Annotated in this window: 11 protein-coding genes, 1 tRNA gene, 1 other RNA gene and 1 pseudogene; 12 read left to right on the top strand and 2 right to left on the bottom strand. The window is 60.9% G+C overall.

Translation table 11 applies throughout. The annotated features are described in order from the left end of the window. From ACWELQ_RS23100 to ACWELQ_RS23060, 9 genes are all read left to right on the top strand, one after another. Positions 1–410, top strand: a 410-nt coding sequence (locus ACWELQ_RS23100; RefSeq protein WP_452399121.1) for a mechanosensitive ion channel family protein, incomplete at its 5' end; no start/stop codon positions are given. Positions 411–621: 211 nt separating this feature from the next. Further along, complete coding sequence (gene ftsE, locus ACWELQ_RS23095) at positions 622–1,311, top strand: cell division ATP-binding protein FtsE (protein WP_379361040.1); 690 nt, start codon at positions 622–624, stop codon at positions 1,309–1,311. Then, a complete protein-coding gene (gene ftsX, locus ACWELQ_RS23090; protein ID WP_452399120.1) occupies positions 1,311–2,216 on the top strand; it encodes a permease-like cell division protein FtsX in 906 nt (301 codons plus the stop codon). The genes ftsE and ftsX overlap by 1 nt, the downstream gene beginning before the upstream one ends. Positions 2,217–2,313: 97 nt before the next feature. Further along, a complete protein-coding gene (gene recQ, locus ACWELQ_RS23085; RefSeq protein WP_452399122.1) occupies positions 2,314–4,338 on the top strand; it encodes a DNA helicase RecQ in 2,025 nt (674 codons plus the stop codon). 443 nt (positions 4,339–4,781) lie between these two features. Further along, positions 4,782–4,854, top strand: a tRNA-Glu gene (locus tag ACWELQ_RS23080). Between the two features lie 138 nt (positions 4,855–4,992). Continuing rightward, positions 4,993–5,469: an SsrA-binding protein SmpB gene (gene smpB, locus ACWELQ_RS23075; protein ID WP_452399119.1), complete on the top strand. Its 477-nt coding sequence runs from the start codon at positions 4,993–4,995 to the stop codon at positions 5,467–5,469. Between the two features lie 113 nt (positions 5,470–5,582). Then, positions 5,583–5,955, top strand: a transfer-messenger RNA (tmRNA) gene (ssrA, locus tag ACWELQ_RS23070). A 103-nt stretch (positions 5,956–6,058) separates the two neighbouring features. Next, positions 6,059–6,520: a hypothetical protein gene (locus ACWELQ_RS23065; protein ID WP_452399118.1), complete on the top strand. Its 462-nt coding sequence runs from the start codon at positions 6,059–6,061 to the stop codon at positions 6,518–6,520. Between the two features lie 15 nt (positions 6,521–6,535). Next, a complete protein-coding gene (locus ACWELQ_RS23060) occupies positions 6,536–6,892 on the top strand; it encodes a hypothetical protein (protein ID WP_452399117.1) in 357 nt (118 codons plus the stop codon). Here the strand turns inward: ACWELQ_RS23060 and ACWELQ_RS23055 are convergent. Continuing rightward, a pseudogene (locus ACWELQ_RS23055) lies at positions 6,827–7,027 on the bottom strand (recombinase family protein); the annotation flags it as partial. The gene ACWELQ_RS23060 and the pseudogene ACWELQ_RS23055 overlap by 66 nt on opposite strands. A 627-nt stretch (positions 7,028–7,654) precedes the next feature. Here ACWELQ_RS23055 and ACWELQ_RS23050 point away from each other — a divergent pair. From ACWELQ_RS23050 to ACWELQ_RS23040, 3 genes are read left to right on the top strand one after another with little or no spacing between them, the layout of a single operon-like run. Then, complete coding sequence (locus tag ACWELQ_RS23050) at positions 7,655–9,874, top strand: TIR domain-containing protein (protein WP_452399116.1); 2,220 nt, start codon at positions 7,655–7,657, stop codon at positions 9,872–9,874. Next, entirely contained in the window at positions 9,835–10,164 is a 330-nt protein-coding gene (locus ACWELQ_RS23045) for a RyR domain-containing protein (protein WP_452399115.1), read from the top strand. Before ACWELQ_RS23050 ends, ACWELQ_RS23045 begins: the two co-directional genes overlap by 40 nt. Then, positions 10,161–10,646 carry a hypothetical protein gene (locus ACWELQ_RS23040; RefSeq protein WP_452399114.1) on the top strand — a complete coding sequence of 162 codons (486 nt, stop codon included), beginning with the start codon at positions 10,161–10,163 and terminating at the stop codon, positions 10,644–10,646. The genes ACWELQ_RS23045 and ACWELQ_RS23040 overlap by 4 nt, the downstream gene beginning before the upstream one ends. 506 nt (positions 10,647–11,152) lie before the next feature. Here the strand turns inward: ACWELQ_RS23040 and ACWELQ_RS23035 are convergent. After that, positions 11,153–11,422, bottom strand: coding sequence for a hypothetical protein (locus ACWELQ_RS23035; protein WP_452399113.1), 270 nt, complete (start codon positions 11,420–11,422; stop codon positions 11,153–11,155). Positions 11,423–11,615: the final 193 nt, after the last annotated feature.

Raw genomic sequence — 11,615 nt, 5'->3', positions numbered from 1 at the left:
CGACCGAGGCCGAGGGTACGGTCGAGGACGTCACGTTGCGCATCACGACTCTGCGTAGCGCCGACGGTGAAGTGATAACAGTCCCGAACGGTCAGATCGTCAAAGTGACCAACCTGTCGAAGGATTGGGCGCGCGCCGCCATCGACGTGCCCGTACCCGCCACCGCCGACATCAACAAGGTCAACGAGATCCTGCGGGACGTGGGGGCCAAGGCCTTCGCCGACCGCAAGCTCAAAGCCCTGCTGCTGGACGAGCCCAGCGTCATGGGTGTCGAAGATCTCACCGTCAATCAGATGAACATCAAGATGGTGGCCCGGACGCTACCGGGCAAACAGTTCGAAGTCGGGCGCGAGTTGCGGGTGCGAGTGGCCGCGGCGCTGCGTCGGGAGGGTTTGAGTGAGAACACGTAAGTCCACGGCGATCCTGATGGCCGTGTGGGTAGCAACGTTCGTCCTGTACATCTTCGTCAAGCCCGCAGAACACGAGTCCAAGACCGCACCGGCAATCGTGAACACCATGCTCAGCAACTATCTGCCAAACACTTCGGAGCCACCCTCGAGGTGAGGTGACCTCCGCGCGGTGTGGTCGGCCACCGGCTCGCCGTGGCTACACTGGCTCCCCGTGATAACCCTGCGCAACGTCACCAAGTCTTATCAGACCTCGACGCGGCCAGCGCTGGACAACGTCTCCGTCGATATCGGAAAAGGCGAGTTCGTCTTCGTCATCGGGCCCTCCGGCTCGGGTAAGTCCACGTTCATGTCGCTGCTGCTCAAGGACGAGACACCGACCACCGGTGAGGTCTGGGTGGCCGACTTCCGCGTCGACAAGCTGCCCGGCCGCAAGGTCCCGCAGCTGCGTCAGCGCATGGGCTGCGTGTTCCAGGACTTCCGGCTGCTGCAGCAGAAGACCGTGGAACAGAATGTGGCGTTCGCGTTGGAAGTGATCGGCAAATCTCGAGCATTCATCAATCGCTCGGTGCCGGAAGCCCTCGACATGGTCGGGCTGGCCGGTAAGGCCGATCGGCTGCCCGGTGAGCTGTCCGGCGGTGAACAGCAGCGGGTGGCTCTCGCCCGCGCCTTCGTCAACCGGCCGCTCGTGTTGCTGGCCGACGAACCGACCGGCAACCTCGACCCGGAGACGAGTGCGGACATCATGACTCTGCTCGAACGCATCAACCGCACCGGAACCACGGTGGTGATGGCCACCCACGACAACACCATCGTCGACGCCATGCGCCGGCGCGTGGTCGAACTCGATCGCGGGCGCATCGTGCGCGACGACGAGATGGGCGTCTACGGGGTGGGCCGGTAATGCGCGCGGGATTCCTTTTCAGCGAGGTCTTCACCGGCCTACGCCGCAACGTCACCATGACGCTGGCCATGATCCTGACCACCGCGGTCTCGTTGACCATGCTCGGCGGCGGGCTGCTGGCGGTGCGCATGGCCGACAAGATCCAGGACTACTACGTTCAGCGCGTCGAGATCCGGCTGTATCTCGACGATCAGACCTCGCGCACCGACCCGGACTGCACCGGGCAGCCGTGCGCGTCACTGATGTCGGATCTCAAGAACCATTCGGACGTGGCGAACGTCCAGTTCGTCAACAGCGCGGACGCGGTGAAGGAGGTCAAGGAGACCACCTTCAAGGATCAGCCCGGGCTCGCCGACGAGGTGAGCAAGGACGGACTGCCCGCCTCCTTCCGGGTGAAGCTGACCGACGTCACCAAATACCGGTCCATCTATGACGATTTCTCCAAGCGGCCCGGTGTCACCACCGTGCTCAACGACATGGATATCGTCGACCGGCTGACCAGCTTCTTCGTCGGATTGCGCAATGCCGCTTTCGGTTTGGCGGCGCTGCAAGCCTTGGCCGCGATCCTGCTGATCGCCAATATGGTGCAGGTGGCGGCGCTGGCACGGAAGACCGAGGTCAGCATCATGCGGCTGGTCGGCGCGACACGCTGGTACACGCAGTTGCCGTTCCTGCTGGAAGCGGTGCTGGCGGCGCTGGTGGGATCGGTTCTGGCCGTGGCGGGTTTGTTCATCGCGCAACCGCTGGTGATCAATCGCGCCCTCGGGTCGCTGTTCAATGACCAGGTGCTGCCACGCATCACGAGCGACGACATCGCGGCCGTTGCGATCATCGTCACACCGGTCGGTATCGGATTCGCCGCTCTCGCCGCCTATGCCGCACTTCGCTACTACGTCCGCGAGTAGGGGTGCGAAGTTTCGCTGATACGGGCCAACGGGGTTCAGGCTGTCGGGCGTTGTCCGTAGGATTGCGGCCGTGAGCGCGCCGGAGGTCGAGACCGTAATTGCCGGGAACCTGGATGACGCCGGAAATGATCCGGCGCACCAGGTTTTGCGAAAGACGTTCGGATACGACAGTTTTCGCGGGCCGCAGCGGCAGATCGTCGAGCAGGTGATCTCCGGCGGCGACGCGCTGGTGCTGATGCCGACCGGTGGCGGTAAGTCGCTGTGCTATCAGATTCCGGCGCTGGTGCGGCCGGGTGTGGGCGTGGTGATCTCACCGTTGATCGCGCTCATGCAGGATCAGGTGGACGCGCTGCAGGCCGTCGGCGTGCGGGCGGGATTCCTGAACTCGACGCAGTTCCCGGACGAACGGCGCACGGTCGAAGCGCAATTCGTGGCCGGTGAGCTGGATGTGCTCTATCTCGCACCGGAGCGGCTGCGGCTGGAGTCGACCGCGCAATTGCTGGACAAGGGCAAGATCTCGGTCTTCGCCATCGACGAGGCGCACTGTGTCTCGCAGTGGGGCCACGACTTCCGGCCCGACTATCTGGGCCTGTCCATGCTGCACGAGCGCTGGCCGGACGTGCCGCGCATCGCCTTGACCGCGACCGCCACCGAGGCCACCCGCAAGGAGATCGCCGAGCGGCTGGATCTCACCCGGGCCAAGCATTTCGTGGCCAGCTTCGACCGGCCCAATATCCAGTACCGGATCGAGGCCAAGAACCGGCCGGAACACCAGCTGCTGTCGTTCATCCAGAACGAGCACGCCGGGGACGCGGGCATCGTGTACTGCCTGTCGCGCAATTCGGTGGAGAAGACCGCGGCGTTCCTGAGCGCCAACGGCGTCGAGGCGGTGCCGTATCACGCGGGGCTCGACAACCGGACCCGCGCGCAGAACCAGTCGCGGTTCCTGCGCGAGGACGGGCTGGTGGTGGTCGCCACCATCGCCTTCGGCATGGGCATCGACAAGCCGGATGTGCGCTTCGTCGCGCACCTGGACCTGCCCAAATCGGTGGAGGGGTACTACCAGGAGACCGGCCGCGCGGGCCGCGACGGGCAGTCCTCCACCGCCTGGATGGTCTACGGGCTCAGTGACGTTGTGCAGCAACGCAAGATGATCGACTCCTCCGACGGCGACGCCATGCACCGCCGTCAGCTGCAACTGCACCTGGACGCCATGCTCGCGCTGTGCGAGACCGTGCAGTGCCGTCGCGTCCAGTTGCTCGCCTACTTCGGCCAGACCGGGGAGCGCTGCGGCAACTGCGACACCTGCCTTAGCGCCCCCGAATCCTGGGACGGCACGGTGCCCGCCCAGAAGGTGCTCTCCACGATCCTGCGGCTGAAACGCGAACGCGGCCAGAGCTTCGGCGCGGGCCACATCGTCGACATCCTGATCGGCAAGCGCAATCCCAAGGTCGAACAGCACGCCCATCACGAGCTCAAGGTCTTCGGCATCGGCACCGAACTGCGCGATATCGAATGGCGCGGCGTCATCCGCCAGCTCCTGGCCCAGGGCTTGCTCGCGGTCCACGGTGACTACGGCGTCCTGACCCTCACCGAGGCCAGCAACCAGGTCCTTTTCGAGAAGCGCGAAGTCATGCTCCGGCGCGAACCCGAACGCGCCAAGGCGGCCCGGACCCCGAAGTCCGCCAAGGCATCCCGCCCGGCGGCTGACCTGAGCAAGTCCGACATCGACCTCTTCGAGAAGCTGCGCGCCTGGCGCGCAGCCACCGCCAAGGAACAGGGCGTCCCCGCGTACGTCGTCTTCCACGACGCCACCCTGCGCGAGATCGCCACACGCAAACCCGCCACCCTCGCCGACCTGGCCGGCATCTCCGGCATCGGCGAGAACAAGCGCGCCAAGTACGGCGAGGGCGTACTCGAGGTGATCGCCGCCGACGGAGGTTCCGCCGAAACCTCAACCCCCGCACCGTCGGTCGCACCGCCCAGGGCAGCGAACCCGGCACCGCGCGGTGGGTCGCGCTTCGCAAGCCCGGCACCGTCGAACTTCGCACCCGCCGACGACATCCCCTGGCCCGACGAGCTGCCACCGGACTTCGACGATCTGCCGCCCGACTACCAGTAGGACGGTCCGTCATGACATCGCCGATGCCGCAGGTCGCGGCCGAAATCCTTGCGCGCCTGCGCGAGGCCGGATTCCCGGCCGAGGGAGCCGCGAACCGCGCCGTGCTCGCCCTCGCCGAGGAGGCGGGCGAGTTCGTCGGTGCCTACCGGCGGTGGTCCGGACAGGCCCGCCGCACAGGCACTTTCGACGAGATGGGTGCCGAGCTGGCGGACGGGTCATCTGCGCCTGGATGGCGGCCGCCGAACTCGGCATCGATCTGGACGCCGCGATCACCGACAAGCTCGCCGTGATCTTCGACCGCGGCTGGCGTGAGGGCGAGCCCGGGAGCTGATCTACCGGCCTTCAGGACCTCCCGCACGTCCATTAGCAGCCGATTTGGTTGCTGGGCGGCGGCAGGATAAGCTTTCGGAGCTGCCGCGGTCCACGATCGCAGCGAGCATCCTGGTCCCGTCGTCTAGCGGCCTAGGACGCCGCCCTCTCAAGGCGGTAGCGCGGGTTCAAATCCCGTCGGGACTACTGTGAAAGGCCCTTCAGTGAAAACTGAAGGGCCTTTTCGCTTTTCGGCACCGCTCCGCCCGGCCGTATGACCCGCGTCACCCTCGACCTCGCCACTGCGGAATAAACCGCTGGCTCCGGCAATTACAGTTGACCGTTATGAAGGAAAAGGGGCGCAAGGTCATCGCCAGCAACAAGAAGGCGAAGCACAACTACTCCATCCTCGAGACCTACGAGGCCGGGGTGGCGCTGGTCGGCACCGAGGTGAAGAGCCTGCGCGAGGGCAAGGCCTCGCTGGTCGACGCCTACGCCTCGATCGATGACGGCGAGGTGTGGCTGCGCGGGCTGCACGTTCCCGAATACGGGCACGGCACCTGGACCAACCACGCCCCGCGCCGCACCCGCAAGTTGCTGCTGCATCGCCGCGAGATCGACAAGCTGCTCGGCAAGACCAAGGAGTCGAGCCTGACCCTGGTCCCGCTGTCGATGTACTTCTCCGACGGCAAGGTCAAGGTCGAACTGGCCCTCGCCAAGGGCAAGCAGGACTACGACAAGCGCCAGGACCTGGCCCGTCGCGACAGCGAACGCGAGATCACCCGCGAGCTCGGCCGCCGGATCAAGGGCATGCGCGGCTGAGGCCCGCATCCTCGCGCTGACGGCGCGTTAATGGAATGAACCAAGGTTTGTTCGGTGTTAGGATAGGTAGCCCGGTGAGAGCCGGGAGTTCATCTGATTCAGTGAACACACTCGGGGCTGAACGGTTTCGACTGCGTACGTTGATTCAGGGGAAGCGTGTCGGTGCAGGCAGGAGACCACCGTATAAGCGTCGCTGTAACCAATTAAGCGCCGATTCCAATCAGCGCGACTACGCTCTCGCTGCCTAAGCAACGAAGCGTGTCTGTCAGCCCGGGTTCGCCCTCGACCCGGTCCCTGGCATCAGCTAGAGGGCTCTACTGTCCGACGCGGTCGCGGCGTCGGACAGGACATTCAACAGCGACTGGGATCGTCATCTCGGCTTGTTCGCGTGACCGAGAGATCCGAGCAGAGGCTTAGCGAACTGCACACGGAGAAGCCCTGAAGATGCGGCGGAGGACCCGGGTTCGATTCCCGGCAGCTCCACCAAGGCGGTCTTACTCGAGCCGGGGTCCGAAAGGACCTCGGGGACGGTAGGACCGCCTTTCTCGTTTCGGCGGCTACGGCGTGGGCGGGTCCTCGCGGTGCTGGAGTGGCAGATCTGACGTGTGCTAGCTGCATTGTGCAGGTCGGCGAAGGGTTCTTTCAGCTGCTCGTCGCGTACGCCCTTGATGTCGAGGTAGAACCGCTCGTAGAACGTCTGGTTGAGGTGGCGTCGAACGGAGTCGTCCCCCTCGGCGTACAGCTGCTGTGGGTCGGCGAGGAGGTCCAGTGCTTGGTTGAGGACACCAACGCCGACCGCCAGCTCCGCAGAAACGGTCGCCAAGGATTCCTCAACGCTGGTGCGCTCTTGCTGAATTTTCCGGAGCCGGGCCTTGATCTTTTCCTTCGGGAGGGCATCATCGAGCGTCAGATCGATCAAGCGATCTTCCTTGACGTTCAGCTCCGCCAGCCGAGCCTTCAGGTTGCGATGCATCTCCTGCACGCTCGAATGTTCTTCGTCGAGTACCTGATCGAGCAGTGTGCGAACGTCCGCCGTAAACGTCGCAGGTAGTTGGAGGGTGCGGTAGTGATCGATGATCGCTTGCTCGACTTGCTCGACCGGAAGGTGGGGGAGATCGCAAAGGCCTTCCTGTCGCCCGCGACAGAGGAAGTACCCGTAGCGGGTGCCATTGCGTCCCTTGGCTTCCGTGTAGATCAGCCGGGCAGTCCGGTCGTTCCGTTCGCACCGGAAGCAGAACAACCCACCCTTCAGGTAGTGCTGAAGCACCCGGTCACGTTGACCGGGGCGGCTACGCATATCCATGACGTCTTGTACGCGGTCGAAGAGGTCCTGCGACACAATCGGCTCATGCCTGCCGGGGTACAGCTCACCTTCGTACGGAATCCAGCCGGCGTAGTACGGGTCCTGGAGCATCTGGTGTAGCCGTTTGAACGAAACTGGGCGCTCGGGGAGCTTGCCGCTGGCGCGGGCAGTCAGGCCGAGATCGGCCATCGTTGCTTCCAAACGTTCGAGGCCGCAGTCGCCCTTGGCGTACAGCTCGAAGGCTGTGCGTACCAAAGGCGCTCGTTGGGGGCCGAGCTGTTGCCCTACTGCGATGGAGACGCCCCGTGTGGTGCGAGCCTCAACTACAGACCGCGAGCCCTGGTCGGTTCAAAGCTTGCCGCTGCCCACCTCTCCGTGGGGTTGTGACCCCCGCTTCCCGTAGCACCCTCGCCACTGTCCGCTTGGCCATGTGATGCTCGACCTTCAGCTCAGCCATCGATGCGCCGCTTCGTACTTGACGACAATTTCTGCAGCTTCACTCGGCGTCAGCTGCTTCTTTGGACCGCCGGACGCTCTCTGGCGGGATGGTTGCGGCTTGCGCGGTCCGCTTCGTTCGATCCGTCGTCGCAGTTCCGTGAAGCTATCGAGCAGATCGGTCCGGTTCGAGTAGGTTTCCGCCGTGTCCTGTCAGGGCCCACTCAGTGGGCCGTACTCGAACTGGACTGCTGAACTACAGGTGAGGGAAATGGCACCGGCGCGAGCTGCGTGTCCGCCGCTATGCGATCGGACCTCCCGGTGGACTCGCTCGACGCCGACTGAATGAGCTGTGTGTAGCCACGGCGCAGTACTGAAGTGCTTCGGTGAGTCGAACTGCTCGCTAAGATTGGTCGGCGTCGGTAGTCATCGAAAGGGGCTGTGCCGGTGAAGGTTCCCTTGTACTGCAGCCACAGCTACCGTCAGACGGATCGTGAGCTAAACATCCATTTCTGGAAGCTATTTCACGATGCCAACTTCTCGTTCACTGTCGATCCAAAGTCAAGTCGGCTGTCCACCACGGCTCTTGAACTGATGATGGCCAGAAGCGCCGGCTTTGTGGCAGTTGTGACCTACAGGCCTGAGGTTCAGATCTACGAGTGCTCGCAGTTTATGGTGCACGAATTTGCGCTGGCTTTCCAAGCACGTAAGCCGCGCATCGTGTTACGGGACAAGAGGGTTTCGCCACGCTTCTTTAGAGCGGGTGAAACGATGGACATCGCCTTCGACGTAGATAATCTTGACCGTTCGGTCGACAGAATCAAAGCGGCTCTGAAATCGCTACATGAACAGATCTCCACCGTGCAGGCCGATCGTAGCTATCGCCATGGAAGGGTGGGTTTGGCTTTGGCGCCGAGTGAGCGTCGAAATATCGCTGATGGATTGGTGAATCTTACCGGGGATGCATCAGAAGATCTGTGGAGAGTAGTAGAGGATCCGTTTTCCCTTGCCTTTAGAGCGGACATGTGTGACTACGTCATAGCGGACGTAGGGAACCCAATAGTGAGGCATGCTGTCTACTTCTTGCAAGGAAGGGCGATCCCGTTACTTAGAATTTCCCACCGAAGCGATGAATTACCGGTGCCATCGCTGCTCGGAACGGCTCCGCTGCGGGAAGTAGCCGCTGCGGATGAGCTTATCATGTACTGGGATGACGGCGATCATTTCGAGAATTCTTTACTGGAGCAGATTAACCGACTCAAGGTTGACCGCAAGGAACTCGCCACTTTAGAATCCGGATGTCGTTACTTTAACAGTATTGGGCGTCAGGCTCTCCCGGTATTTATTAGCTCGACTGGTCAAAACAGTGTAGCAGGTGATCTTGCTGAAGCATTGAATCTGAGCAATATTCCGTACTTCCATTACAAGTTCAATAATACAATTGGCCTCGGTGAGAGTTGGAAGGATGCGCTTAATAGACATATCGCCGCGAGTAAAATATTCGTGATGCTGATCGATGACACCTTTTGGGAGAGTGAATGGTGTATAAATGAATATCGGTATGCTCTAAGTCTCGCTCGCGACGGGAGGTTGGTGATTTTTCCCTTCTTTCTTGATGGAAGTCCTTCTGGAACTGATGTGCCATTTCAGGGTGAGAATCTCCGTGGAATGACGCAGGATCAGCAAGTGCAGGCGATAGTTGGAAAACTTGACGAGGTGTTTGTGGATGGAAAAATAGTCTCGCCGAGTAATGGGGCGGCCGATGGTCAAAGGGAATCGATTAGCGATTCGATGGCAATGGGTCGCGGTCCGGTCTCCGCAGGCGATATTGCCGCTGATATTGCGATCGTGACAATATTGCGAGAAGAATATAACGCAGTGCATCGTTGTCTGAGCAATAAGAGAGTCGTAGCCGGCTCGGCTTCACATCTCAATGTCCATTCTTGGACTGTTGGGGAGATCTACTCGCCCCTATATAATGCGCCTTTTGTAGTTGTGCTTGCATTATCTTCGAGTCCTGGGACTAGTGCGTCCGCCATGGTCGTAAAAAATACGATCTTAGCGTTTGAGCCGTGTTATGTGCTTGTCGTTGGTGTTGCCGGTGGTCTGGGAAATACGAAACTGGGTGATGTTGTAGTTGCGAATCGGATCTGTGCATACGAGTACGGGAAGATTGATCACGGTTTTAACCCTCGCGACAGTTTCGATTGTCCGACTGATGGTTCGATCTCAGGTGCTGCGACAACGCTTGAGTCACGATTTCCCAATTGGTACCAAGACTTCAATTTTCTGGACAAGCCGCCCAGCATTCACATTGGTCACGTAGCCTCAGGTGACAAGGTCGTCGATAATCCCTCGGAAGCATTCTTTCAGTCAGTAATAGATAGTCGCCCCAAGGTTATCGCGGTCGAGATGGAGGGTGCTGGTGCTGGTGCTGCTATACAAGACTCTCGCGAACTGCAGCGTCAGGTTGGATTTGGAATGATTCGAGGAATATCCGACATTCCCCCGCCAGGGGGATCCCTGCCTGGTGCACAGCATGGCCAGTCAACTCAATCTGAGGCGCGTGATTCCATGAAGGAGATAGCTTCAAACGCGGCGGCCGCATGTACGGTGCAGCTGATTAGATGTGCCTGGCCGCGCCCGCCGCGAGAAGCTCGAGGATAATGGCGTCGTATCGTCCAGTACCACTGGATATCTCAGCCGTGACGTTAACGGCTGAACTGTGCTCACTGGTGGAGTTGCTCGCGGAGAATGCTCACGATACTTGGGCATCAATGCGTATCGCCGAAGGCTGGCGATATGGTTCCGAACGTAGCGGTCATGCTCTTTTGCATCCGTGTATTGTGCCATATTCAAGTTTGTCAGAGGGGGAAAGGGAATACGATCGAAAGATGGTCGACAGCACCGTGCGCGCGATTCTCTTGCTTGGTTTCGAAATTAGGCGGTCAGTATGAGCGGGGAATATCAGTATCTTAAATCTGAGCAATTGGAGCGAATTAAGCAGCGGGATACTTTTTTGAATCTCAATATTGTGGCGATAGCTGCGATAGCTGCTGTGGCAGTCCAGGGTCAAAGGCAGTCTGCCGCATGGCTCTTGATTCCATGGGTCACAGCAATTCTTGGCTCGACCTATCTTGCCAATGATGACAAAGTATCGGCGATAGCAATGCATCTTAGAATGCAGGCGGGTAGCTCGTCGGCTACCTCCTGGGAGTCGAGCCTCAAAGGGATCCTGTCGCCATGGGTTCGTCGCTTGGTTGATGTGATGGTGTTCTTGCTGTCTTTCGTCCTCCCGACGCCTGTCGCCATCGCATTGTATGCGACGTCGTATCACCCGTCGTGGGCATTGATTGTCTTGATAGTTGTGGCTTTCGAGCTCGTTATTATAACCAGCCTACTGGCCGTCTATATAGTATCCATAGTTCGGCGCAGTTAGGGCGCAGGAATTTTTTCAAGTGAACTGAGCGTTTAATGGCCTGCTTTTAGATCGTGTCTGCCGTTTCCATCGTTTGTATAGCAAGCCGGGGTTGCCCTCCGGGGGGCCTGATCGTTACCCCAGTCTCCCGCAGTACCTTTGTCACAGTCCGTTTGGCCATGTGGTGCTTGGCCTTCAGTTGTGTGATCGACGCACCTGCCTCATGCGCCGTCACGATCTGGGTGGTTTCCTCGAGCGTCAGCTGCTTCTTCGGTCCGCCAGACGCTCTCTGGCGGGTTAGTTGCGGCTTGCGCGTTCGGCTTCGTTCGATCCGTTGCCGCAGTTCAGCGAAGCGACCGAGCAGATCGGTCCGGTTCGAATAAGTTCCTGCCATGTCCACTGACACGAAGGCCCGGTCCACCAGGACCGGGCCTTCGTCGTTCGTACTGTGGGCTCTTAGCGGACCGGGCACTGCCTGTGAGCGGATCTACTGTTGAGACCGTGGCGGGATCATAGAAACTGCGCAGTCACCAGTATTCCCAGATTGCCCGGTGTCGGGGGCGGGCGTCAGGGGTGCGGAGGGAATCGACATCGCCGCCGGCGCGGTGTGTTCCGACGACGGTGCGGGCGTAGGTACGCAAGTCGGCGCGTGCGGTTCGCTCGAAACGGTTGGCACGGTAGCGGATGCCCTTGCCGCCATTGTGTCCGTGGCCGTAGTGGACCCAATATGCGTAGCGCGTTTGTGCTGCAACGGCATTGCGGTACTTCGGGTGGATGTGGTGGAAGGTTCGGGACATGCTGACTCCAGCGCTGCCCACCGGGGTCTCCGGTGGCGCTAGGGATCGGCGGCGCTGAATCGTCCACTCAATTGCGTACGCATTCGCGGCAGTCAAGCAGAGCCGTGTGCTGCGGGCAACCACTTTTAAGCCCCGCAACCTCTTCAGCAGTTGGGTTGGAAGGGGTAGCAGGGGTGGCGGGTGGGTTCGGGTG

The organism is Nocardia sp. NPDC004722, assembly GCF_053601505.1.
The sequence above is the reverse complement of the archived record's forward strand: the minus strand, read 5'-3'. Positions and strand labels throughout refer to the sequence as shown.